Source organism: Psychrobacter immobilis (genome assembly GCF_904846185.1).
In the GTDB taxonomy this organism is placed as follows: domain Bacteria; phylum Pseudomonadota; class Gammaproteobacteria; order Pseudomonadales; family Moraxellaceae; genus Psychrobacter; species Psychrobacter immobilis_B.
The window spans coordinates 39,084-64,632 of sequence record NZ_CAJGZQ010000021.1 but is presented as its reverse complement, the minus strand read 5'-3'; the positions used below and the strand labels follow the sequence as shown (position 1 = coordinate 64,632).

Genomic DNA, 25,549 nt, shown 5'->3' with positions numbered 1-25,549 from the left:
TAACAGTCAGACCATTATCGATGCTAGACAGCACTTGTTTACGATAGTCGATTGAATAAGTCATGGTTTATCTGAATAGTTGATTAGTTTTTATGTATTGTATCGGTTTTATCTGAACTCTACTATACTAAGTGCCACCACGAAATGTTACTGATTTTTATTAAAATTTAGCCATTTGTCTTATTTTTATCCCCATTTTCAAAATGAGTACACGCCCGAGTAAAATTTAATAGTGCGTTCTTTATGAGCACTTGCTAGAAAACTGCTAGAATACACCGCCTCAAATTCTTGCTTGGTTACTTTTATAAAGCCACAGACAAGAGCAGCCAATTTGATAAATATTTTCAGCAATGACTAAAAAGCCAACCGATAGATTAACAAGAGATGATGCATAGGAGCAGGTAATGAATTTTTTGCGTATGAGTGAGCTGAGCTTAACGGATAAAGTGGTGTTGATTCGTGAAGATCTCAATGTGCCTATTAAAAACGGTAAAGTCGCCAGTGATGCACGCCTGCAAGCCAGTTTGCCTACGATTAAGATGGCGTTAGAAAAAGGCGCGGCCGTTATAGTTTGTTCACACTTAGGTCGTCCGATTGAAGGCAGTCCTGAATCGATATATTCGCTAGCACCAGTTGCTGAGTATTTAAGCGATAAATTAGCCACACAACTTTCAAAGCCCGTTAGCTTAAACAATGACTACCTTACAGAGGGCGTGGCAATTCAAGCAGGCGAGGTCGTGCTATTAGAAAACGTGCGCTTTAATCAGGGCGAAAAGAAAAACGATGCGGATTTAGCACAGAAGTACGCTGACTTATGTGATGTATTCGTGATGGATGCATTTGGCACCGCACATCGTGCGCAGGCCTCAACAGAAGGTGTTACCCAAGCTATGCATCGAGCAGGAAAAACAGCTTGTGCAGGACCTTTATTGGCGGCTGAGCTTGATGCGTTAAGCTTGGCACTTGAGACCCCAGCACAGCCAATGTTGGCAATCGTTGGTGGTTCAAAAGTATCGACAAAGCTAGAAGTGCTGCACAGTTTGTCTGAATTATGCTCGCAGATTATCGTTGGTGGCGGTATTGCGAACACCTTCCTAGCCGCGCAAGGTCATAGCGTTGGTGCGTCACTGTATGAAGCGGACTTGGTTAAGACAGCTCGTGACATTATGACTAAGACTGAGATTTTATTACCTGAATATGTTGTCGTTGCTGATAAAAATGAGATTGATTTTTCTGACTTCACAGGCTCATTACAACAAGCCACTGCGACCATCAAATCTGTCGATGCGATTGGCGAAAATGACATGATATTGGACATCGCTCCAGAAAGTGCTAAGCAATTAGCGGATGCTATTATCAACGCAAAAACCATTTTATGGAATGGTCCAGTCGGTGTTTTTGAAGTCGATGCTTTTGGTCAGGGCACACAAATCATGGCAAATGCCGTTAAAAACAGCGAAGGATTTTCGATTGCTGGTGGTGGTGATACGCTTGCTGCAATTGATAAATATCAAGTGGCAGATGGCGTTAGCTACATGTCAACAGGTGGTGGCGCATTTTTAGAGTTTGTAGAAGGGAAGGTATTGCCTGCGGTTGCTGCTCTACAGATTGATGCGTAACGCTTTAACGATATTTAGCAGATGAGTAACATTAGCCGTACAATTTAGGCTCATCATCTCATGTACGCTGTATCAATAATATTTTGGCTACTATTCTTATCTTATTGTTTTAAGAGAAATAAGAATCAGTGGCCACTCATTATTATTAAGTAGTAATTATTTGTTTCTATACTGAAAATTATGATTGCATGTCTAATTTGCACTCTATAAAATAGCGCAAATCATGTATTTGACATGCTTTATTTATGAGGGATTTATTATGTTAAAACGCCATTTATTACTTGCTAGCGTACTTGCTGGTACTTTTGCAATCACTGCATGTAGCCAACAAACAGAAGAGAACGCCGAAGCTGCTGTTGAGTCTGCTGGTGATGATGTTGCTGCTAACGCTGATACTGCCGCTGCTGAAACAGAAGCCGCTGCTGCTGAAGCTGAAGTTGCTGCAAAAGATGCTGGTACTGAAGTTGCCGAAGGCGCTGAAACTGCCGGTGTTGCTGCTACAGATGCACTAAAAAACACTGGTGAAGCAGTTGTGGTAGGCGCAAATGAAGCCGTCGCCAAAACTGCTGAAGTGGTTGCCGATGGCGCCTCTGCTGTTGAGAATAAAGCCAGTGAAAACGCAGTAGAAGCAGAACAACAGTACTAATCATCAATACATAAGCAACTGAACCTAAGCCATTGATCTACTAATTTATCGATTAATGAATAGCTTATTAAGCTGTTGGTTGCAGGTATTGATTGCTGTATAAGCCCTCAAAATATTTAAAAAGCTTTGGTGATAGCCAAGGCTTTTTTGTATTTAAAATCATAATCTAGAGGTTAGGGTGTGTCCTCATTTTTAGCCCATTTAAATATCCATTGATTGAATTGAGGGCAGGACTTAGTCAGTCAAAAATATGGTGCACAAGGTTTATCCGTTTTTTCAATTAGCTGCGTATCATATGGAACTTATCAAATTGTTTTATGAAACTCGCTATCATTCTGTTTGATGAATCAAGCAAAGAAATAGTCGGTTAACCGCTACGAAGCGCTGGCAATTTTTGCTATAATCACGGCGTAATAATTACGATCAAAAAACACTGGTTTTTTGCTGGTCTGACTATTATCAGGCTAGGGTTTTAGGGCAATTGTTGCAACATCGTATTTTTAAGAATGATTTCTTAATATCATATTCAAAAATTAATCAGAGAGCGTCTTATGGCTTTAATATCGTTACGTCAACTTCTAGATCATGCCGCCGAAAATAACTACGGTGTCCCTGCTTACAATGTCAATAATTTAGAGCAGATGCGTGCAATCATGATGGCAGCCGACGCCTGTGATTCTCCTGTTATCGTACAGGCTAGTGCTGGTGCACGTAGTTATGCAGGCTCTGCATTTTTGCGTCATCTGATTATTGCTGCTATCGAAGAGTGGCCACATATTCCAGTCGTTATGCATCAAGATCATGGTATGTCACCAGCGATTTGCCAACGCTCAATTCAGCTTGGCTTTTCATCAGTGATGATGGACGGCTCGCTCGGTGAAGATGGTAAAACGCCAATGGATTATGATTACAATGCCAGCGTGACTCGCGAAGTTGTCAAGATGGCACACGCGTGCGGTGTTTCAGTAGAAGGTGAAATTGGTTGCTTAGGTAGCCTTGAGACCGGTATGGCTGGTGAAGAAGACGGCTCTGGCGCAGAAGGCGTATTGGATCACGAGCAGCTATTGACCAGTGCTGATGAAGCAGAACAGTTCGTTAAAGACACCAACGTCGATGCGTTAGCCATTGCTATCGGTACCAGTCATGGTGCGTATAAATTCACCCGTCCACCGACAGGCGACATCCTATCGATTGAGCGTGTCAAAGAGATTCATGCCCGTATTCCTAACACCCATCTGGTCATGCATGGCTCGTCATCAGTGCCGCAAGAGTGGCTAAAAGTTATCAATGAAAATGGTGGCAACATCGGTGAGACTTATGGTGTACCGGTTGAGCAAATCGTTGAAGCGATTAAGCATGGTGTGCGTAAAGTAAATATCGATACCGATTTACGTTTGGCATCAACGGGCGCTATTCGTAAATTCCTTGCAGAAAACCCGAGTGAATTTGACCCACGTAAATACTTCAAAGCCTCTATGGTTGCGATGTCAGATATCTGTACCAATCGTTTCGAAGCCTTTGGTTCTGCGGGTCAGGCACATAAAATTCGTCCGATCAGTCTTGAAGGTATGGTCGATTTTTATAAATAAGCGTGTCGGTGAGATATGCTTATTTAATAGCATTTATCATTAAATAGCAGCTCAGTTCATTTTTTATATCAGCTCTAATAAAGGTAGTGGATTATGATTGGATTGATTAGTGGTCAAGTGCAGTATTTGATGGCACCGACTGCCTGTGTCATGACTACCTCTGGTGTCGGCTACGACATAGAGCTGCCGCTACCGTCATTTTGCCAGTTGCGTCTCAATGAGCAGGCGAGTATTTGGACGCATTTTCATGTGCGTGAAGATGCGCAGCTGCTTTATGGCTTTATCGATCGCAAAGAGCGTGATGTCTTTCGGCAATTGATTAAAATCAATGGTGTTGGGGCAAAAATGGCATTAGCAATGCTATCTGCGATGTCAGCTGCTGAGCTAAAGATGCATGTCGAGCAAGAATCAGAGACGGCATTAACCCGTATTCCGGGTATCGGTAAAAAAACAGCGCAGCGCTTATTGATTGAGCTAAAAGATAAGCTGAAAAATATCGAAGTCGATAGCAGTCATTTAGAGTTTGCCATGCAACCTGCTGAGGTATCTCACGAGGGCAGCATCATCGCTGAGGTAGAAGGCGCGTTGATTAGCTTGGGCTATAAAGAAAGAGAGGCACAGCAAGCGATTAAAGCCGCTAAGAGTAATGGTAATACCTTTGCCGATACGCAAGGTTTACTAAAAGCCACATTGCAACAGTTGTCAGGATTTTGATTCATTCAGCTCACACTATTAATAAGTATCAATAAATCTTAAACAGATAAGCGACATTCATTGTCGCTTATTTTCGTTTTAGGCTGTGATTTATTTGGTAGCTGTTTTATGATGTTTTGCATGACTTATACGTAGCGTTTGGTTATGCTATTTATACCTATTCTTTAAAGATAATGATTTAATATAATGATAAAACCTATGATGCAAGATCGTTTGATTAATCCATTCGAAGGGGCAGGCGATGCGCCTGATTCTAATATTCGACCGGCATTATTGGCTGAATACATTGGTCAGCCAGTGGTACGTGAGCAGATGGAAGTGTTTATTGGCGCAGCGCGTGGTCGGGGTGAGGCATTAGATCATACTTTGATTTTTGGTCCGCCCGGTCTTGGAAAAACGACGCTTGCCAATATTATTGCTCGTGAAATGGGTGGTAACTTGCGTTCTACCTCAGGACCTGTGCTTGAACGCCCCGGTGATTTGGCAGCCATGCTAACCAATCTAGAAGAGGGTGATGTGCTATTTATCGACGAAATTCATAGATTGAGTTCCGTTATTGAAGAGATACTGTATCCCGCCATGGAAGACTTTCAGCTGGATATTATGATTGGTGAAGGGCCTGCGGCACGCTCTATCAAGCTTGATTTACCGCCGTTTACCTTAGTCGCGGCAACCACGCGAGCAGGATTATTGACCTCACCACTGCGTGATCGTTTCGGCATTGTGCAGCGGCTCGAATTTTATAATATTGCTGATTTGACCACGATTGTGAGTCGTGCCGCCCGTTTGATGCGTGTACCGATGAGTGAAGATGGCGCGGTGGAAATTGCTCGCCGTGCGCGTGGCACGCCAAGGATTGCCAATCGTTTATTACGCCGTGTACGTGATTATGCTGAAGTGAGAGGCGACGGTAGTATCAATGGCGCGATTGCGGGCAGTGCGCTCGATATGCTGGCAGTTGATAGACGTGGTCTTGATCATTTGGACAGACGTTATATTGAGATATTGCACGAACGTTTTGATGGTGGTCCAGCTGGCGTTGAAGCGGTAGCAGCAGCAATGGCTGAAGATCGCGGTACGCTTGAGGATGTGATTGAGCCATATCTTATTCAGCAAGGCTACGTATTACGTACCGCTCGTGGACGCGTACTGACCCAGATGGCGATTGACCAGATGTTATGAAATTAGCCTAAAAAACACCCCTACGTTTAATACTCTAGTTAAACGTAGGGGTGTTTTTTAGGCTTTGGTTTCTTATAAGCACCATTTGACAGTTAAACAGTGGGTAAAGGCTCAGGCCATATTTTACCTGGATTTAAGATGTTTTTAGGGTCAAGAGCTGATTTAATTGCTTGCATCAGCACTAAGGCGTTACCGTGCTCTTGCTGCATATATTTTTGTTTGCCTTGCCCGATGCCATGCTCACCTGTACAAGTGCCATCCATTTCAATAGCGCGGGTAGCTAAGCGGCTGATAATGCCGTCAGCAGTAGCGATTTCTTCAGGATTTTCGGTATCGACCAATAACAAAACATGAAAATTACCATCGCCAACATGACCGACGATAGGCCCAATCATACCCGACGCTTCGATGTCTTTTGCCGTGGCACTGACGCATTCAGCCAAGCGTGAAATGGGCACACAAGCATCCGTCGATAAGGCGCTGGCTTCAGGTCGTAGAGCAGAGCTGGCATGATAAGCGTTATGCCGTGCTTGCCACAGACGCTTGCGCTCTGCTTCATTGGTATCCCAAGCGAAGTCACGACCGCCGAATTCTTCGATAATATCCGTAAACATTTGAGCTTGTTCAGAGACGCTGGCATCTGTGCCGTGAAACTCTACAAATAGGGTAGGGGTCTCATCTAGATCAAGATTGGCATATTGATTACAGGCTTTAATTTGCATGGCATCAAGTAACTCAATGCGCGCAATCGGCAAGCACATTTGAATGGTCAGCATCACTGCCTGACAGGCATCTTCAATCGTTGGGAAATGGCAAATACCGCTACCAATGCATTCGCTAATACCGAACAGTTTAAGTGTGACTTCGGTGACGATACCGAGCGTACCCTCTGAGCCGATCATTAATCTCGTCAAGTCATAACCGGCTGCAGATTTTTTGGCACGGGTACCAGTGCGGACAATCTCTCCACTAGCGGTGACTATCTCAAGCGCGAGTACCACATCTTTCATCGTGCCATAATGTACCGCATTGGTGCCTGAAGCGCGAGTGGCGACCATACCGCCGATACTGGCATTGGCACCCGGATCTATTGGAAAAAACAGTCCTGTATCACGTAAGTAGTGATTGAGCTGCTCACGTGTGACGCCTGGTTGTACGGTCACCGTCAGATCTTCATTATGTACCTGCAATATTGCATCCATCGCATGCATATCGATGCATAATCCACCATAAGGCGCATTTAATTGACCTTCTAAGGATGAGCCAATACCAAATGCAATCACTGGCATTTGATACTGATTGCAAATCTCCATTGCAGCTGCTACCTCGTGCTTATCTTGTACTGTCAAGACGGCATCGGGTGGCTGATTGGCAAGCCACGTCATCGTATGCGCATGCTGCTCACGTACCGTTATATTGGTAGTAAGTTGTTTACCGAAACGAGTTTGTAAGGCAGCAATAGCCTCGCTGTGGTCTTTTTTAGCACTTGATATTTTAGAGGTAGACATGGGCGACTCCTATACAGGGCGTCTTTTTTAACGACACAATGAGAAATGAGGCAATGTAAAAACTAAGCTCTCACTCACTTTAAATGTCACTAAAAAGCAATGAAAGTGAGTGAGAGCTTATTGAATAAAAATTAGATAGTAATGGCTATTAACCAATACTTATTTTTATTAAAAATAACAGAGCGTTAGGCGAAAATACGCCAAACGACAACCAAAATAGCCAATATATAAAAGATAGGCGAGAGCCAGCCAACAACCTGTGTTGCAATGGCGATGAAAATGGCAAAACCTGACAGTGCTAGCCAATCTCGGCGGCGATCATTAAGCATATCCGCACGAATTTGTTGTATTTCTCGCAGTTGACTGTCTTGGCGTGACCCTTGTGAGGCAATGCTTTGTAAGCCTTGATCCAGTAGCTTTGGAATATCAGTCGTCGATAATAAAATCTCTGGCAACTGTTGGCGTAAGTGTTGCAAGTTACGCATCGGATCGAGCTGCTCTTTAATCCAGCTGCTTAAAATCGGCTTGGCAAGTGACCAGATATCAAGGTCAGGATACAAGTCGCGACCGAGTCCTTCGACATGAACCAAGGTCTTCAATAGCAGCATGAGTTGCGGCGGAATACTCATATGGTGACGACGTGCGATATCTAAAATTTGCATTAAGACACCAGCAAAGTCGATATCATTAATAGATTTTTGTAGCATAGGTCCAACCGTGCGTTTCATATCGCGCATCAGGGCATGCTTGTCTGTATTTGGTGGAATCCAACCGGCACGGCTGACGATATCAACCATCGCCGTAAAGTTGTTATTCATCACCGCCAACAGCATGCGCGCGACGATAAGCTGATCGTCTTTTGATAGTGTACCCATGATGGCGCAATCAAGTCCGATATAGCGTGGTTCATGCCCTAAGTCAACCGCTGCCATATCTGCGGTGAGTGTTTTAACCGGCGGCGTCTCTACAAACACATTACCCGGATGCATATCGGCATGGAAGAAGTTATCGCGGAATACTTGGGTAAAAAATATCGTTAAGCCTTTTTCTGCTAGTGCTGCTCGGTCATAACCTAGCTTATCAAACACTGCAACTTGCGAGATAGGAACGCCTTGGATACGCTCCATGACCATCACATTTTTGGCAGAATCATAGACTTCTGGTACATACATCAATGCGGAACCCAAGAAGTTGTTGCGCATCTGAGTGGTATTGTCTGCCTCTAAGGTCAAATCCAGCTCGTTTAACATCACTTGGCGATAGTCTTCGACAATATCGACGATATGGATGGCACGTGCCGCTTCAATACGCGCTGATACCCAATTGGCCAGCTCACGTAGTAGCTCAAAATCAGCAATGATGGTGGTACGGATATCAGGACGCACCACTTTTACCACCACTTCACGACCATCATGCAATGCAGCAGTATGTACTTGGGCAATAGAAGCCGCCGCTAGAGGTTTGACATCAAAGCGTGCGAACAAGGTGCCAATCGATTGACCAAGACCGTGTTTGGGGTCTTGGATTTGGGTAATGGCCACATCAGAATTGAAAGGTTTGACTTTGTCTTGTAGCTGAACCAATTGTTCGATAATCTCAGGCGGCACTAAATCGCGACGCGTTGACAGCAGTTGGCCAAGCTTTAAAAACAGCGTGCCCATGTCTTCAAGCGCATATTTAATCGCATTGGGTTGGTGTTTTTTACCCCACGCCGCTGGATGTAGGCGAATCAAACGCGCCAAAGGTTGCAGCTGTGGCGCGTCTTCGATAGAAAGATGAGTATCGATGCGATAAGTTGCGGCGATACGCCAAAGCTCAAGTAAACGGGCGCGATGAGATAATAGCATGAGGTATGGGTACTCTAAAGAAAGTCGAAAATAGGGTGGGCACTGCACTTATTTATAAACTGTGCTTATCTATAAATTGCACTTATCTATAAAAAGTGCTGTCGATAATAGGATTTAGCGATCATCGACGACAACAGTTATTGATGAAACAAGTTATTGAGAAAGCGTGCCTGTTCATCTTTGATAGCAGCAAGTTTGGCCTCTTCACGTTCGACATCAGCCCGCAGCTTTAACAGTTGCTGCTTAAGGTCGTTTACTTCTGCTGCCTCGGTAGGATCAGGAGCACTATTACCTGCCACCTCATTAGCCCAGTCGCTGACATCGTCAAAAGCGCGTTTAGCACTATGACGCCAGCTACCTTTTAGCTGTGATATAAGTAGATGTAACTGACTGGCCATCGGCTTACCAATAAATGGCTCAAGCTGTCCTGCGACATCTGGGTCAAAGCCTGCGACCAGTTGTTTGAGCTGCATTAGTACCTTGTAATCACCCGCGATAGGTAAATTGCCTTCGCTACCACGCATCAGATTCAGCAGTTGCGCTGGGTTATCTACAGTAATGGTACAGTCTGGACGACTATGACCAATCCGTGCGCGCTCCATAGTGGCTTGTTGGTGCTCGTTCATCGCGCCCCTTTGCTCAAACACACTCTCGGTTGTCACCGGCTCAAAACGCAAACGCTCATGAGTGAATAAAATATCCAAACGAATCTCAGGCATTGCCATATTGAGTCGCAACACTTTTCCAGCAAGCGGTGCCAATCCTGATTTGGTAATTTCATCACTAGCAATAGCAAGGTTAATCAGCTTTTCGGCACCCGCCAAAAGTAGAACAGTCAGCATAAAGCTCTCGCATAGTCAGTTGAGCGCCTTAAAAGAGCGCATCATTTGTAAAGGTCGGTTGCCACCACTTTACGTGATGGCATGTCTATTACGATAGTTTTTAACTTAATCTTACGCTTTAAAGCCGCGATGGACAGCGACAATACCAGCCGTCAAGTTATGATAATCACAATTTTCAAAGCCCGCTTGCTGCATCATTTGTTTCAACGTCTGTTGATCAGGATGCATACGAATCGATTCGGCCAAATATTGATAACTCTCAGAATCATTGGCAATCAGCTTGCCCATAATAGGTAAGGCGGTAAATGAGTATAAATCATAGGCTTTAGACAATGGCTCAAATACAGGTTTTGAGAATTCTAAAATTAATAAACGTCCACCTGGCTTCAGCACGCGATACATCGATTTGAGCGCTGCGTCTTTATCCGTGACATTACGGAGACCAAAGCTGATAGTGACCAAATCAAAGCTATTGTCATCAAATGGCGCGAGTGTTTCTGCATTGGCAAGTACAAAATCGACGTTGTTGCAGCCAGCATTGATTAAGCGTTCACGACCGACTTCTAGCATGGCGGCATTTATATCTGATAACACTACATGGCCATTTCTACCGACTTCACGGCTAAATACTTTGGCTAAATCACCTGTACCGCCAGCGATATCAAGTACATGCTGACCCGCACGCACGCCTGATAAGCTAATGGCATAACGCTTCCATAGGCGATGAATACCAAATGACATTAAGTCGTTCATGATGTCGTATTTTTTGGCAACTGAGGTAAAAACATCGGCAACCCGTGCTTGCTTTTCAGCTTTATTGACAGTCTTATAGCCAAAATGTGTTTCTTCATTACCATCGGTATCAGGCGTATGTGGGTTATTGATGTCATCACGCTGATTAAAAAGTGTTTGTTTGGCGGTTTGTGTTTGTGCAGATGCATTGTCTACAGTGTTGCTGGTAGTATTATTTGGCATAGTGGTTTGTTGGCCTTGTGGCGTTCCCGTTGGTAGGTCTTGGACTTGTGTAAAGTCATTTCTCTTGCTGTTTTCGACGCCAGCATCAATACCTGTATTAAGCGTGGTATTAGTTTCATAGCTTCGACGTGCTTGTACTTGTGCCGTAATATTTTGATTGTGGGTGATGCTATCTCTGACCAATTTATCTTGTAAATGACCATTGATAGTAGGTTTTTGATTGAGATGCGCGTTGTTATTATGGGTGTTATCGGTCATAGCATTATCCTGTGATTCACTTTTATGATTATTTTTTGAGATATTTTTTTGACTATATATTGTGTCCGCTAACGAATTTTCATCAGTTAGCTGAGTCTCTGATCAACTCTATGATACACCAAACGCTAAGGGCTTACTGCCATTATCCATATCATGAACCTGATCAATAATCTCAAGCTCACGCTCACAAAACGGTTCAATAAAGCCGCTGACACTTTTTAGTGGTTTCATCGCTTTAAAGCCTGAATCGATAAATTCATACAAAGGCTGATAGTTGTAACGGTAGGCGGTGCCTTTTGCTAAGGCAAAGGCTTTTTGCAACATAAAAGAGTTTATATACTTATCAGTACGATAGCACACCTCTTTTAAGTGACCAATTTGGATACGTCTGGTGTCGGCTTCATTGACCGCACGATAGGCGTTCAGCATGTTGTCTTCGTTAACGGCTAAATCTTGAGCCAATAGCCATTCTGCTAAATGTAAATCCAGTTCTATCGCTAAGATAGCTGCTTGTATCGCCATGCTACCGGTTTCTAAAGCCGCTGCTGGCGCAAAACGCTCGACTTTTTGTGCCTTGGGTACAATGCGTTCTAACTGTCTGGCCAATAATTTAAACTCATCGCCGCCATACAATTGTGTCAAAAAATAATCTGCCATCAGCTGATTTTGAGGTTGCTCGAACAAGTCTTTATGAGTGTTTTGAATACGATCTCGTTGCCAAGCTTGCACCTCGCTGAGTTTATCGTTTAATGCCAAATTTTCATGATAAGGCAGTGCCCAAAAACGGTTCAAATGTTGTTGTAAATCGGCTAAAGAGGCCATGGTCAGTAAACCTGCATAAAAGTAAAGAGGGTTAAAAGGTTGCAAATAAAAAGCTCAGGATAAACCATGTTTTATACTTTTGGTTTTTGTATTTATAGAGCGTGATTACAGCATGTGTCTGAGATTGTGTTCACCTTAAAAGAAAATAAAGCAGAATACAAATGTCAAACTGTTACATAGCAGCGTTATTTACCGAATTGCTGCAATGCTATGATGACGCTAATATGCTTTCAATCATAGGATGATGACAGTTATGAGCAAAAATAATAAGACGACTGAATCCACCGCACCACAAGCGCTAAGTGCACGATTTAGTGAGCAAATTGTCGATGAGCGCCTAACCCCCAATCCCCTGAGCCAGTTTTCTATGGACAAAGATGCACTGAGATTGGCACTGGTCACGGCCCAATATGCTCTACGAGCAACGCGGCAACAGACGCCGCCAATCCTCAATAAACCAACAGGGCTATTGGTATTGGTCAATGGTATGGAGCAGGCAGGCAAGGGCACCGCTGTCAAGCAATTGCGCCAATGGGTAGATCCTCGACTACTTAAAGTTGAGGCAACCGTTGGTGATTGTCCCTTAGCGTATCAGCCGATTTGGCAGGCACATACCAAGGCGTTACCCCGTCATGGCGATGTGATGGTTTATTTTGGCAACTGGTATGCTGACTTGCTTTATAACGTCATGCGTATGGCAACGTCAGACAATGACAAGTCTGACAACGACAAAGCGTTACCGATTGCGCAATGGCAAGCATATTTACAGCAGCAGCTTATCAAGCTACAAGCATTCGAACAAGACCTAGCTGCCAATCAAACCCGACTGCTTAAATGCTGGTTCCATGTGGATATTGAAACGTTGCAAGCGCGACTGAATGACGATGAAGCCGATCCGCAGTTTTTATACCAAATTGACTGGAATAGTAAAAAAGTTATCGAAACCTTTAATCAAGTGGCTACTGTTCTGCTACGCCAGCAAGATGATTGGATCATCATTGATGGTGATGACAAGTCAGATGCGGCTGACCATTTTTGCCATGAAGTGCTACAAGCGATGCAAACCGCGCTAATGAGTAGTAAAATAGATACAGTAAAAACCTCTGATAAATCAAAGGCTAAGAAGCAAGTTCAGCAAGCACTCAAATCAGCAAAGTTTGAACCTGTAAAAATTCCTAAATATTTGAAAGATATCGATGATGCAGAGATTGATAAGTCGGACTACCGTGATGAGTTGTTAGAAAAACAAGTTCGCCTTGCCCAGTTGCTGCGTGCGCGCAAAGGGCGTCATATCGTTTTTGCCTTTGAAGGAATGGACGCTGCTGGCAAAGGTGGCGCGATTAAAAGATTGGTTGCGCCGCTCGACCCACGCGAGTATCAAATTTATAATATCAGTGCGCCAATGTTGTATGAGCTGCAACATCCTTATCTATGGCGTTTTTGGACCAAACTTCCGAACGAGCAAACCGACCGTATTAGCCGTATTGCCATTTTTGATCGGACTTGGTATGGGCGCGTTTTGGTTGAGCGCATTGAGGGTTTTGCCACTGATGAGGAATGGCAGCGTGCTTACGATGAAATCAATCGCTTTGAGGCGGATTTAGCCGCGGCGGGGACAATCGTTATCAAATACTGGTTGGCTATCGATAAAAAAGAACAGCTTAAACGTTTTGAGGCACGTAAGGAGACACCGCACAAGCAGTTTAAGCTGACGGATGATGACTGGCGTAACCGTGATAAATGGTCGGATTATGTGCAGTCTGCGGCGGATATGCTGGCACGTACCGATACAGAGCACGCACCGTGGTGCGTCATCGCGACCAATGAGAAGCGTCAAGCACGTTTGGATGTTTTAGATCATGCGATTAAGCAACTATCAGCGGTGTGTGGCAGCTGATATGCGATTGGTCATTCAATTAGGTAGCTGGTTACAAAGCGCCATAATTATATATTTAACGTTAAATAAATTCAGGGAAAGAGAGTATAATGCTGCGTTACAGCAGGATGTTTTCTAACACATATGCTGGCAGTTACAAATCTTGCAATATCATCATGCATTATGCGCTTATATTTAATATAATAGGCGCGTAATAGCTCCTGCTGTGCACGAAACTCACTGAGTGAGTAGAGTGTTTTTACCCTTTGACACAGACATTTTAATCACTCTGGTTAATAAATTTGGCAAAGGTTCTTACAATAGCAGTTATTAGAACCAAAATTATTACTACGACATCTCTAAGCCGCAAGCTGCTGTAATCAGACGATTTGGCAATATTCCTTGCGGCTTTGTGACATATTGAGTGATGTGTTTTACCTTATTTACTGCCTTTACGTAAAATAAAATACGAGTAAATAAAAGATAAGCGTTAGGGTAGAGCACCAAGATAGCAGTAAGAAAAACCGTTTTTTAGCAAGCATATTGCGCGTTTCATATACGTTATATTAATGTCAGAAGCTATCACGAGCATTATTAATAGCCGCGCAATGTCATCAACCGCCTATAATTTCAATCAGCTTACGCAGGACGTATCAACGTATGGGTATCAGCAACAGTTCTACAGAGCCAGTCAAATCAGTCGGTTCTATGAGAATAAATCTATTTTTTGCCATTTTACTGATTGCGATGACCGCCTACTTTTTGTGGTGGGGTCTAGATTACACGATGCGTCAACAGACGACGCTATTTATTGTGGCCACTGCTTTTGGTGTCTTTATGGCATTCAATATTGGTGGTAACGATGTCGCCAACTCCTTTGGTACCTCAGTAGGTGCAGGGACATTGACCATTCCACAAGCGTTGGGTATCGCAGCGATATTTGAAGTGTCCGGAGCCGTACTGGCAGGTGGTGAAGTCACCGATACCATTCGAAGCGGCATTGTCGATTTAGATGGTCTTTCAGTAACGCCCAACCAATTCATTTATGTCATGCTGTCAGCGCTCATCGCTGCCGCATTTTGGCTGTTATTTGCCACCAAAAAAGGTCTGCCCGTTTCAACTACGCACGCTATTATTGGCGGCGTTGTTGGTAGCTCTATTGTATTAGGTATCACGTTAGGTGGTACTGAAATGGCATTATCAACGGTGAATTGGAGTACGATTGGCACCATCGCGATTTCTTGGGTATTATCACCGCTATTGGGCGGCGTTTTGTCCTATGTATTATATGGACAGATTAAGAAAAATATCATCGAATATAATGATAGAACAGAGGCGCACATTGCGACTTTGAAAGGTGACAAAAAAACCTTAAAACAAAACCACAAAGAGTTTTTAGACGGTTTAACAGAATCAGAACAACTTGCCTATACGTCAGCGATGTTGCGTGATCAAGAAATCTACAAAGATGATGATTGCGATGTTGAAGATTTAGAGACTGACTACTATAAACAGCTTTATGAGATTGAAAATGAACGCAGCAACCTTGATACGCTAAAAGCGTTGAAGCAATGGGTTCCTATCATTGCGGCTGCAGGCGGCGCGGTCATGGCCTCTTTGGTCATCTTTAAGGGGCTAAAGAATGTCAATAATGGCATGACGACGCTGCAAGGCTTTTTAATCATGGGTATGATCGCGGCGCTGGTGTGGCTTGCGACCTTTATCTATACCAAGAGTATTCGCGGTAAACATAAAGAGGATTTGACTAAAGCGACGTTTATTATGTTTAGCTGGATGCAAGTCTTTACCGCCTCTGCTTTTGCCTTTAGCCATGGCTCAAACGATATTGCCAATGCAGTCGGCCCTTTTGCCGCGATTATGGATGTTATCCGTACCAATAGCATTGCGACTGAAGCCGCTGTACCGCCTGCGGTTATGCTGACCTTTGGTGTTGCGCTTATCGTTGGTCTTTGGTTCATTGGTAAAGAAGTCATTCAAACGGTTGGTACCAACTTGGCAAAAATGCATCCCGCTTCTGGTTTTTCAGCTGAATTGGCTGCGGCTGCAGTGGTAATGGGCGCGTCAACCATGGGTCTGCCCGTATCAAGCACGCATACCTTGGTCGGTGCAGTACTGGGTATCGGTATCGTCAATAGAGACACCAATTGGGCGTTGATGAAACCTATCGGTTTGGCATGGATCATTACGCTTCCTGCAGCAGCGGCAATGTCTGCAATCAGTTATATTATTTTGGTCAATATTTTTTAACACGTACGCTTATTAAGTCTTATTTAACGTTATTTATAAGCACGTTTCAAATAAAAAACGCTTATCAGCATCATGCCGATAAGCGTTTTTTTTATGTCAAGTTAAGGTTTATTCGGTACCAAATTGTTTGCGCTTTTTGGCAAAGAAGCGATCTAAGCGATCCATGGCATCTTCTAAATCATGTAGGTTTGGCAAAAACACCAAGCGGAAATGATCGGGCTTATCCCAGTTAAAGCCTGTTCCTTGCACCATTAAGACATTTTCTTCAACAAGCAAATCCATCATAAATGCCATATCATCTTCGATAGGGTAAACATTAGGGTCCATCTTTGGAAAGCAATAAAACGCGCCTTGTGGCATGGTACAAGAGATACCTTTGATCGCATTAAGCCGTGACACAGCCATTTCACGCTGCTTATATAAGCGCCCACGCTCTGACGTGAGCTCTTTCATGCTTTGATAGCCGCCCATTGCCGTTTGGATGGCATACTGACCTTGGACGTTGGAACACAAGCGCATAGACGCTAACATGTCCAAGCCTTCGATAAAGTCAGTGGCATGGTGCTTTTTGCCAGATACCATCATCCAACCTGCGCGGAATCCCGCGATACGATGAGATTTAGATAATCCATTGTATGAGAGCACCAGCACATCATCAGTCAAGGTGCTCATTGGGGTGTGTACCATATCATCATAAAGAATACGATCATAAATTTCATCGGCCATGATGATTAAATCATGTGCTTTAGCGACCTCAATAATTTGTTTGAGTAATTCATCACTATAAAGTGAACCCGTTGGATTATTAGGGTTAATCACCACGATACCTTTGGTTTTAGAGGTGATTTTAGATTTAATGTCTTCGATATCAGGATGCCAATTGTCGTCTTCATTACAGCGATAATGTACCGCTGTGCCACCAGCTAGGTTCGCCGCTGCCGTCCAAAGCGGGTAGTCTGGCATTGGGATAAGCACTTCGTCACCATCATTCATCAAAGCCTGCATGGTCATTACAATCAGCTCAGAAACTCCGTTGCCCAAATAGACGTCACGAACATCAACTGCCGATAGCAACCCCTTTGATTGATAGTACTGTAGGACAGCTTTACGCGCTGAAAAAATCCCTTGCGAGTCGGAATAGCCAGTCGCGTCTGGTAGGTTCATCGCCACATCGCGCAAAATCTCATGCGGGGCTTCTAAACCAAAGGGGGCTGGGTTACCGACGTTCAGCTTTAATATACGTTTGCCTTCTGCCTCCATCTTATTGGCTGTTTGTAATAGCGGGCCTCGAATGTCGTAGCAAACATTTTGTAATTTATCCGATTTTTTTATTGTGTTCATAGTGTGACCACTCATAGGGTTATTTGGTGAGTTTGTATCTATAATAGGAGTTGTAGTCGTTTGATTGGCTTGAGAGTCATGTATCTTATCAGCTTGAGCGGGTGCCGTACTTTGACTGTTTTTGTTATGAGAATGAGCGCTTTTACTCACTTCTTTATTATTATCACTGTCGTTTTTTAGTTCGCCGCGTAACAGATAGCCTTCGCTGCAGCCTAAAATGTGTGCTAGCGTTGGTAGCTTAGATGACACAATGCCATTGGTGCCACGCTCCCAATTCGAGATAGCACCGCGACTGACTTTTGCGCCTGCTGCGGTCATGGCTTGCGCTAATTGCTCAGCAGTCAGCCCTTTATCACGACGTAGCTGTACCAGTCTTTCGGCTTGTGAGCCTTTATTCTTGTCATCAGCCATAATCATTCAAGCCTTTATTGAGTAGTTGGTAGTCGAGAGAAGGAAAGCAGGCATTTGTTTTAATTAAGCCTTAATGCAAGATATTATTGCATTACAAGTATCAATGCAAGCTGTTTTTAAGGAAGATGTATTTATATATGCAAGAATAACTTGCATTGATAGTATTGTAGTTACCTCATTGCTGCTCTACTAGGCCGTGTCCTTATTTTAAAAATGGTAATAAAAATGAGATAAATTGTCGTTAAACAAGGAAAGTAGCGCAAATAATATCGAGATATTGCTAAGCTATTTGACGATGTTTGGCAAAATTTAGCCATTTTTAGCTCATTTAGAAGATAATCAATTGAATTGAGGACACGCCCTATATATCAAACTTCTTTCAGAGAGTTATTATCATGGCTACATCTGTATTCATTGATACGTTAAGAAAATTTGCTGTATTTTATTTATCATAGCTTTTTCAATACCTTACGCTATCACTTGTTTATGATGGTTTTCTTGTAATGTATGCCTTGAATATTGAGTGGATAAACAATAGATAAGGCCCATCGTTTTTATAAAAATATGGCGATAAAGTGTTAGTTAATAGCAGATAAAAGCTAATACTAATGGATGAGATAATACATACCCAAATTAAGGATACATTATGCAAGACAATCAACTTAGCCAAGAAGAAATTAGCCAATTAACAGAAGCTGATTGGAAAGAGCGTTTGAGTGCTGATGAATATCATGTGATGCGTGAAAAGGGTACAGAACGCCCATTTACGGGCGTATATAACGATGCGACTGATGACGGTATTTATCGCTGCAAAGGCTGCGGTGCGAGCTTATTTGACTCAAGCAATAAATTCGATGCCAGCTGTGGTTGGCCAAGTTTTGACCAAGGAGTTGATAACAGCGCTATCGAGGAGCATGTGGATAATTCGCTTGGCATGACGCGGACAGAAGTAACCTGTAGTAACTGCGGCGCACATTTAGGTCATGTCTTCCCTGACGGCCCAAGCGAGACGACGGGGATGCGCTATTGCATCAATTCTGTGTCTATTGATTTAGATAAATCTGAAAAGTAATTGTTAAAAAAATTGCTTAGAGTATTTTAGAGTCATGGCAGGGAAGCGCGAGATGCTGCCTTGCCAGTGATTAGTATTATTAACGTTTTCAATGTTATTGAAAAATGAGCACTGCTTAAAAGACTATCAAAATAATAACTAATCGATTTAAGGACAAATGATGAGCACGATTTACGATTTTACTGCTGAGCGTATGGACGGTACTGCAAAAGCCTTTGCTGATTATCAAGGTAAGGTGTTATTAATCGTCAATACCGCCAGCAAATGTGGATTTACGCCGCAATTTGAAGGCCTAGAAGCAATATATTAGCAATATAAAAATCAAGGATTGGTCGTTATTGGTTTCCCTTGTAATCAATTTGGCGGGCAAGATCCAGGCAGTAATGAGGAGATTGGCGCATTTTGTCAAAAGAACTATGGTGTCAGTTTCCCAATGATGGCAAAGGTTGATGTCAATGGCAAAGACGCTCATTCTATTTTTGATTGGCTTAAAGAGCAAAAGGGTGGCGTATTAACAGACGGTATCAAATGGAATTTTACTAAGTTTTTAATTGGTAAAGATGGACAGGTCATTGACCGCTATGCGCCCACCACCAAACCAGAAGCCATAAAAATGGATATCGAACAAGCATTAGCCAGTAAATAGGGTCATGCTTGAAAATTTATTGGTTTTTTATAAAAATATAAATCCAATGAAAACATAGGCTTGTCAGATTAATAAATAAAAACCTATAAAATAGGTTAAAAAACTGAAAATACTGTTTGACAGCCATGTGTAAATCTATATAATACACACCCACAGCAAGGGGACTTAATTAAGTTCAATGTTGTTAGAATTTTTACTGACTTAAAGCGTGACAACTTTAAAGATTAGACTTTCTATAAAATTCCTTTTAAGGAGTTTTAAATTGCGAAGTTAAAATTGCAGTGCAATTTTTTAACGCTTCTCAGGGTGATTAGCTCAGTTGGTAGAGCGTCTGCCTTACACGCAGAATGTCGGCGGTTCGAATCCGTCATCACCCACCACTCTTTTTAGCGAGTGTCTCTGTAATAAGAGAAGATGCTAAGACGACCTAAGCAGCGGTAGTTCAGTTGGTTAGAATACCGGCCTGTCACGCCGGGGGTCGCGGGTTCGAGTCCCGTCCGCTGCGCCATATTTAGTAAAAAGCTAAAACAAATTTAAACTCTCGAGTTTAAGCAAGTTTCGCCTCAAACATAATTTTGTTTGGGGTTTTTTTGTGTCTGTATTTCTCCTTAAAGCCTTTATGCATAAGGGCTATATATCCTACTTCTATTAGCCATTAAGAAAAGGTCTACTCTTTAGTGATGTATTAGCTATAAGTTTGTTTGCATACATTCTACCTTTTGAAAATCGCTGATCACCTCCTTGCTGACCACCTGCTCGGTGACCAAACGGTGACCATTTCTCGATTAAACACGCCCTATGATTCTTTTAATAACTGTACGTTAACTTGAAAGTAATACCCATCCTTAATGGTAATACTGACTTTGCCGTTATGGGCATTAACGATCGCTTGTACGATGGCCAATCCCAGCCCTGTGCCCGAATGCTGATGATTGGATTTGTGATGACGATAAAAGCGTTCAAACAGTCTATCTGCTTCCGCTTGAGTTAGAGGCGTCTGCAAGCGATTAGTGATGGTGATGTTTAGCGATGGCTGCTGAGCCGTTTCTCTAAGGGCGTGAGCGTTATGTTTTATGAGGCTAGCAGTCTTAGAAACGGCAGTAATAGTAATGATACTGTCGCTGGCGGCGTAGTAAATCGCATTGGATATCAAGTTGGCAAACAGCCTTTGTAATAAGCTCTCATCCCCTAATACCACATCAAACACACCCTTTTTCTCAAAAGAGATACCGCGCTCTTCGGCTATCAGCTCAAAATAATCGATGAGCTTAATTATCAGTGAGTTGGTATCGACAAGATGACGTTGTGAGTCGTAGAGACCTTTTTGAGTTTTTGCTAGCAATAGCATATTGTTAATTAGCAGGGATAGTTGCTTGAGCGTGTCGTGTTGATGATGTAGCTGCTCGACATATTCTTGATGGTCTCTAGGTTTACTGAGCATCACTTGAGTTTGAGTGCTTAACGTTGCCAGTGGTGTGCGCAGTTCGTGAGCAATGTCATCTGAAAACTGTGATAATGAAGCAAAGTTGTGTTCGAGTTTATCCATCATGGCATTATAAGCGTCAGCCAAGGGTCGCAGCTCGCTTGGCATTTCAGAGACGATGATTCTATCGTCTAACTGCTCGGCGTTGATACGTGCCATTTTTTGACTGATGGTCGCTAAGGGGGCGAATCCTAAATAGACGCTAAAAGCCGCCACTGATACCAAGATAAAAGTAATCGCAATAAGTATCAGAATAAGATGGTGATTAAACTGGGCAAGGTATTGATGATGCACATCAATCGGTAGCGCGATTAATGCCAAGCGATTAGAGTGCTCAATGACCAGCGCGCGATAATGACGATGATTAAGCTGCAAGTCAAAGGGTTGATCGCGGTGCTGCTGCCATAGTTTTTCGACCAATTGGGAGTCATTGAGTTTATCAATAAAATCCTTTGGCTGACTATTAATGACTTGTCCATTATGGTCAGTGATAATGGTTTTGACTTCATAATCTGGTCGAAAGATATCTACCACAGATGATGCTGTATTGGCGAGATGAGCAGGGTCGGAAAGGTTGTCAGAGCGCTGATCATCCGATGTCACCTCTGTCATGTACTGTCGTAAATTAAACGCAGCGTGAGTCAGGATCTCTGAGTCCATTTGTTCAAAATGATCATTAACCGAACGCTGTATCCATATGTACAAAAAAGCTTGAGATATCAGCACACATACCGTTAATACTAGGGTAGTGCGCCACAGTAATGACAAGCGTCGATGCTCCGATTTATATGCCATGCTATTTCACTTCAACGTGGTTGAGTTTAGAAACTGTATTAGCCTCATTACTCATATCAATGCTAGTTTCATTATTGCCTGTAACGGCGCTATTGTCCGCTTCTAGTTTATAGCCCATACCGCGTACAGTATGAATGAGCTTATTTTCAAAGCCATCGTCGATTTTACTTCGTAAGCGTCTTATCGCCACATCAATCACATTGGTATCGCTATCAAAATTCATATCCCATACTTGTGAAGCGATGACAGAACGGGGCAATACTTCGCCTTGATGCTCAAGTAAAAACTGCAATAGCGCAAATTCTTTGGCCGTCAATTTGATAGAACCCTTATCTCGATGCACGCTACGTTTGGCGATATCCAGTTTTAAATCAGCCATTTGAAGCACTGTGCTGGTGTAATCTGCTTGATTGGCACGGCGTAGTAAGCTTTTGATTCTGACCAACAGCTCAGCGAAGGCAAAAGGCTTGGTAAGATAATCGTCACCGCCAATCTCAAAGCCTTTTATACGGTCACTAAGGTCATCTTTTGCGGTCAAAAATAATACAGGGGTGGTGTTACCAGCAGCGCGATAGTTACTGACCAGCTCAAAACCACTGACATCAGGCAGCATCACATCCATCACCACGACAGTGAAGTCCTCAGTCATCAATGCATGATACCCATCTAAACCTGTGGTTTTATGCTCAACGATAAAACCTGCCTCGCTTAAACCTTTTTTAATGTAGTCGCCAAGCGATAACTCATCTTCGACTAACAATACTTTCATAGCATACTCGCGCCAATTATTTAGGATAAGATCAATATAAAATGTCTCTATTGTTATCAATCATAGAGGAATACTGGTAATAAACCTATGCTCAGTCTAGAAGATGACAAAATTGTCATCTTGGCGTCATCTGACTGTCAGAGTGGCTATGCTAGTTTGGCTTTAATACATCCTAATTTTAATATTCAACACCATGAAATATTCAACACTATGAGAAGCCTCTATGATTCCTTTTACCGTTAAGTTTGTTCGAGGGTCAGCGGTCTTATTAACCGCTGCCATATTATCAGCATGTGGGCAATCTGACAGCAATGCTTCTAATGCTAGCACCTCTACTGCCAATGCCGCTAACGCCAGCAGTGGTGAGGCAAACGCTATACAGAGTAAGCAAACAGTGACACCATCCAACAACCCAGACCTGCTCAAGAACGTGTCAGCCACTGTCTATAAAGATGCCAATTGTGGCTGTTGTAAAGAATGGATAGGGCACGCAGAAGATAATGGGTTAACGACAACTGCCCATGATGTTGCAGACTTGTCATTATTTAAAGAGCGTTACGGTGTGCCTGCTGAGATGCGTTCTTGCCATACCGCCGTTACCAGTGATGGTTATGTCATCGAAGGTCATGTTCCTGCCAAGTATGTGGCTGAGTTTTTGCAAAATCCACCAAAGCAAGCCATTGGTTTGGCGGTACCGGGTATGCCCGTCGGTAGTCCTGGTATGGAATATCAAGATAAGTTTATGCCATACCAAATTATGCAAATTAATAAAGATGGCACAAACCAAGTATACGCTGAGATTGAGTCCGCAGAGCAGCAGCTATAAACCAATACTTTAGATAGATTTTTTAAATTTCAGCTACTCATTGTAGTACTGATTGCAGCATTGATGGAGACTGACTGATGAATCATGCAGAGCAAAAACAGATGAACCCTTATGTAAAGTTCACCCTCATGATTCTGACGTCTACCGTGGTGATGTATATCATGATGTACTTCAATACTTATGAGTGGGATCATATTTATTTTAGTGAGACCAGAGCCTATATGGCGCTATATATGGGCGCAGGCATGGCAGTGATTATGCTCGCCTTTATGAGCAATATGTACAAGAAAACTAAGGTCAACTTAATGATTTATGGTCTTAGTGTGTTGATGTTTGCCGTGGGTATCTGGGGCGTCAGATCTCAAGCAACCGTCGATCAAGTGGATTGGATGCAGGCTATGATACCGCATCATTCAATTGCGATCTTAACCAGCTCAAGAGTCGATATAGAAGACCCTAGAGTACAGAAACTTGCTGATGACATCATCGAAGCACAAAAACGTGAAATTAAAGAGATGCAGGCACTGATCGAAGCATTAGAGTAAATAACCTTAAAACACACTGCTCTTAGTACATAAATTAAATGATTTTTCCAACTGGTGGATCTTAGCTGATTTGCCAGTTTTTATATGAACCATAACTACCAAATGATCGTAATTAAGGACCTACCATGAAAATGATAAGAAACTCACGTCTTGCCATGCTTGCAGTTAGTGTCAGTGCCATGATGATGCTTGGCGCTTGTCAGCCGACGAATGATGTAACAGAGGCTACTGTCAAAGACGAGGCGGCTCCCGTTAATAATGCTACAACAGACACTAGCGCGATGGATGCGCATGCAGGTCATGATATGTCAGGTGATGCGATGACGGGCATGCATGGAGAGTATAATGACTCTATGACTAAGATGCATGATGAGATGATGGCAGGCATGGCATACAATGATCCCGATGCTGCCTTTGCCCAAGGAATGCTTGGTCATCATATAGGTGCTGTTGATATGGCAGAGATTCAGCTAAAGTATGGTACGGATGCAGAAATGCGTCAGTTGGCACAAGAGATTATTGACGCTCAGAAAGCTGAAATCGAGCAAATGCAGAACTGGCTTGCCAACTATCCTGATGCTGCTGAGCCAACGTCTGATACTGAAGCCATGCAGACAGCTTATGCTAAAGGTATGGATACGATGCATAGTGAAATGATGGCAGGTATCGCTGACCCTAACCCAGATATGGCATTTGCTCGCGGTATGTTGCCGCATCATATTGGCGCAGTAGATATGGCAAAAATACAGCTAAAGTATGGCAAAAATGAAGAAATGCGTCAATTGGCACAACAAATAATTGACGCGCAGCAGCCTGAAATTGAGCAAATGCAAAACTGGATAGCCAAGCACAATAGTTAAATGATGAGTGCTTAAGAAAGGATGTATTTTAGATGAAAAGCAGTGTCTTAGATTTTTTAAGGTGCTGCCTCTTCTGCTTTACATTTCTTAACCTTCTCTAAAATTCCGCCATTGCCTGTATCAATATTCGCGTCGCCACCTTTGTCGACCATAAGCCTTAGAAGGTTGAGTCTCTTAGGTACGCCATTGATATGAGCAAGGCTTGCTAGGATAATATAACTGTGTTTAAACCACCCGAAGGTGGCTTATGTCATTATGAATCATTTCAAATTATCTAAATCAGGCAAAGTTGAAGTATCTTCAACACCAAATGCCATTTGTCCCAACTTCTTAAAGTCTATGTACTGAATTTCAATCAAGTCGGGTAAAAGATTGAGATGTACAAAGATATTCATCTTATCTATATTTTTGATAGAGGCATTGTCACTAATCGCAAGGGCAGGAACAAAGCCAAACATCTCATCATAGTCAAGTGCGCCAAACTTTTTAACGCAGCGGTCGAATAGGGGTTTGTCGTTGTTGTCTTCCATCTCAATATATTTAATTTGTTGGAAAGCAAAAAATAATTCTAACTTTCTATCCTCAAGCCCAGTGGCTATATCTTTTGCGTCACCTTGTTTTAGCCTTACCCACCCGAGAGTAGGGGTGATCTCAA

The 25,549-nt window shown here is 42.9% G+C and carries 20 protein-coding genes, 2 tRNA genes and 1 pseudogene; 14 read left to right on the top strand and 9 right to left on the bottom strand.

Annotated features, from left to right (window positions below):
- Positions 1-404: 404 nt before the first annotated feature.
- The 5 genes from JMW94_RS11615 to ruvB all read left to right on the top strand — a co-directional run bounded on the left by JMW94_RS11615 (position 405) and on the right by ruvB (position 5,750).
- Positions 405-1,619: a phosphoglycerate kinase gene (locus tag JMW94_RS11615; RefSeq protein ID WP_201604511.1), complete on the top strand. Its 1,215-nt coding sequence runs from the start codon at positions 405-407 to the stop codon at positions 1,617-1,619.
- A 259-nt stretch (positions 1,620-1,878) separates the two neighbouring features.
- Complete coding sequence (locus tag JMW94_RS11610; protein ID WP_055123806.1) at positions 1,879-2,265, top strand: hypothetical protein; 387 nt, start codon at positions 1,879-1,881, stop codon at positions 2,263-2,265.
- A gap of 551 nt (positions 2,266-2,816) precedes the next feature.
- Positions 2,817-3,854: a class II fructose-bisphosphate aldolase gene (gene fba / locus JMW94_RS11605; protein WP_045446949.1), complete on the top strand. Its 1,038-nt coding sequence runs from the start codon at positions 2,817-2,819 to the stop codon at positions 3,852-3,854.
- A gap of 93 nt (positions 3,855-3,947) precedes the next feature.
- On the top strand, positions 3,948-4,568 hold the full coding sequence (gene ruvA / locus JMW94_RS11600) for a Holliday junction branch migration protein RuvA (RefSeq protein WP_045446946.1): 621 nt from the start codon (positions 3,948-3,950) through the stop codon (positions 4,566-4,568).
- Positions 4,569-4,769: 201 nt separating this feature from the next.
- Entirely contained in the window at positions 4,770-5,750 is a 981-nt protein-coding gene (gene ruvB, locus JMW94_RS11595) for a Holliday junction branch migration DNA helicase RuvB (protein WP_045447074.1), read from the top strand.
- A gap of 92 nt (positions 5,751-5,842) precedes the next feature.
- Here ruvB and JMW94_RS11590 read toward each other — a convergent pair whose 3' ends face one another.
- From JMW94_RS11590 to JMW94_RS11570, 5 genes are all read right to left on the bottom strand, one after another.
- A complete protein-coding gene (locus JMW94_RS11590; RefSeq protein ID WP_201604510.1) occupies positions 5,843-7,258 on the bottom strand; it encodes an FAD-binding oxidoreductase in 1,416 nt (471 codons plus the stop codon).
- A 185-nt stretch (positions 7,259-7,443) separates the two neighbouring features.
- A complete protein-coding gene (locus JMW94_RS11585; protein WP_201604509.1) occupies positions 7,444-9,105 on the bottom strand; it encodes an ABC1 kinase family protein in 1,662 nt (553 codons plus the stop codon).
- A gap of 137 nt (positions 9,106-9,242) precedes the next feature.
- Positions 9,243-9,947 (bottom strand): SCP2 domain-containing protein, encoded by a 705-nt coding sequence (locus JMW94_RS11580; RefSeq protein WP_201604508.1) that lies wholly within the window; start codon positions 9,945-9,947, stop codon positions 9,243-9,245.
- 111 nt (positions 9,948-10,058) lie between these two features.
- Positions 10,059-11,180, bottom strand: a complete 1,122-nt coding sequence (gene ubiE, locus JMW94_RS11575; protein ID WP_201604507.1) for a bifunctional demethylmenaquinone methyltransferase/2-methoxy-6-polyprenyl-1,4-benzoquinol methylase UbiE — start codon at positions 11,178-11,180, stop codon at positions 10,059-10,061.
- 108 nt (positions 11,181-11,288) lie between these two features.
- The gene (locus JMW94_RS11570; protein ID WP_201604506.1) at positions 11,289-12,002 is read right to left on the bottom strand and encodes an FFLEELY motif protein; all 714 of its coding nucleotides are present in this window, start codon (positions 12,000-12,002) and stop codon (positions 11,289-11,291) included.
- Between the two features lie 253 nt (positions 12,003-12,255).
- On the opposite strand from JMW94_RS11570, the gene JMW94_RS11565 reads away from it, so the two are divergent.
- Both JMW94_RS11565 and JMW94_RS11560 read left to right on the top strand, forming a co-directional pair.
- Complete coding sequence (locus JMW94_RS11565; protein WP_201604505.1) at positions 12,256-13,899, top strand: ATPase; 1,644 nt, start codon at positions 12,256-12,258, stop codon at positions 13,897-13,899.
- A gap of 639 nt (positions 13,900-14,538) precedes the next feature.
- On the top strand, positions 14,539-16,146 hold the full coding sequence (locus tag JMW94_RS11560; protein WP_045448242.1) for an inorganic phosphate transporter: 1,608 nt from the start codon (positions 14,539-14,541) through the stop codon (positions 16,144-16,146).
- A gap of 108 nt (positions 16,147-16,254) precedes the next feature.
- On the opposite strand, the gene JMW94_RS11555 is transcribed toward JMW94_RS11560, so the two are convergent.
- Positions 16,255-17,898 carry an aminotransferase class I/II-fold pyridoxal phosphate-dependent enzyme gene (locus JMW94_RS11555; RefSeq protein ID WP_413786197.1) on the bottom strand — a complete coding sequence of 548 codons (1,644 nt, stop codon included), beginning with the start codon at positions 17,896-17,898 and terminating at the stop codon, positions 16,255-16,257.
- 646 nt (positions 17,899-18,544) lie between these two features.
- Here JMW94_RS11555 and msrB point away from each other — a divergent pair.
- The 4 genes and pseudogenes from msrB (at position 18,545) to JMW94_RS11535 (ending at position 20,124) form a co-directional block, all read left to right on the top strand.
- On the top strand, positions 18,545-18,970 hold the full coding sequence (gene msrB / locus JMW94_RS11550) for a peptide-methionine (R)-S-oxide reductase MsrB (RefSeq protein WP_045448234.1): 426 nt from the start codon (positions 18,545-18,547) through the stop codon (positions 18,968-18,970).
- A 160-nt stretch (positions 18,971-19,130) separates the two neighbouring features.
- A pseudogene (locus tag JMW94_RS11545) lies at positions 19,131-19,616 on the top strand (glutathione peroxidase).
- Between the two features lie 304 nt (positions 19,617-19,920).
- Positions 19,921-19,996: transfer RNA gene (locus JMW94_RS11540), tRNA-Val, on the top strand.
- Between the two features lie 51 nt (positions 19,997-20,047).
- Positions 20,048-20,124, top strand: a tRNA-Asp gene (locus JMW94_RS11535).
- Positions 20,125-20,412: 288 nt separating this feature from the next.
- Here the strand turns inward: JMW94_RS11535 and JMW94_RS11530 are convergent.
- Entirely contained in the window at positions 20,413-21,894 is a 1,482-nt protein-coding gene (locus JMW94_RS11530) for an ATP-binding protein (RefSeq protein WP_201604504.1), read from the bottom strand.
- A 1-nt stretch (position 21,895) separates the two neighbouring features.
- On the bottom strand, positions 21,896-22,663 hold the full coding sequence (locus JMW94_RS11525) for a heavy metal response regulator transcription factor (protein WP_201604503.1): 768 nt from the start codon (positions 22,661-22,663) through the stop codon (positions 21,896-21,898).
- Between the two features lie 223 nt (positions 22,664-22,886).
- Here JMW94_RS11525 and JMW94_RS11520 point away from each other — a divergent pair, with 223 nt between their 5' ends.
- The 3 genes from JMW94_RS11520 to JMW94_RS11510 all read left to right on the top strand — a co-directional run bounded on the left by JMW94_RS11520 (position 22,887) and on the right by JMW94_RS11510 (position 24,894).
- The gene (locus JMW94_RS11520; protein ID WP_201604502.1) at positions 22,887-23,489 is read left to right on the top strand and encodes a DUF411 domain-containing protein; all 603 of its coding nucleotides are present in this window, start codon (positions 22,887-22,889) and stop codon (positions 23,487-23,489) included.
- A gap of 77 nt (positions 23,490-23,566) precedes the next feature.
- Complete coding sequence (locus JMW94_RS11515) at positions 23,567-24,034, top strand: DUF305 domain-containing protein (protein WP_227685497.1); 468 nt, start codon at positions 23,567-23,569, stop codon at positions 24,032-24,034.
- Between the two features lie 125 nt (positions 24,035-24,159).
- Positions 24,160-24,894, top strand: a complete 735-nt coding sequence (locus JMW94_RS11510) for a DUF305 domain-containing protein (RefSeq protein WP_227685496.1) — start codon at positions 24,160-24,162, stop codon at positions 24,892-24,894.
- Positions 24,895-25,154: 260 nt separating this feature from the next.
- Here the strand turns inward: JMW94_RS11510 and JMW94_RS11505 are convergent, their stop codons facing one another.
- Positions 25,155-25,493, bottom strand: a complete 339-nt coding sequence (locus tag JMW94_RS11505; RefSeq protein WP_227685499.1) for a T6SS immunity protein Tdi1 domain-containing protein — start codon at positions 25,491-25,493, stop codon at positions 25,155-25,157.
- Between the last annotated feature and the right edge of the window lie 56 nt (positions 25,494-25,549).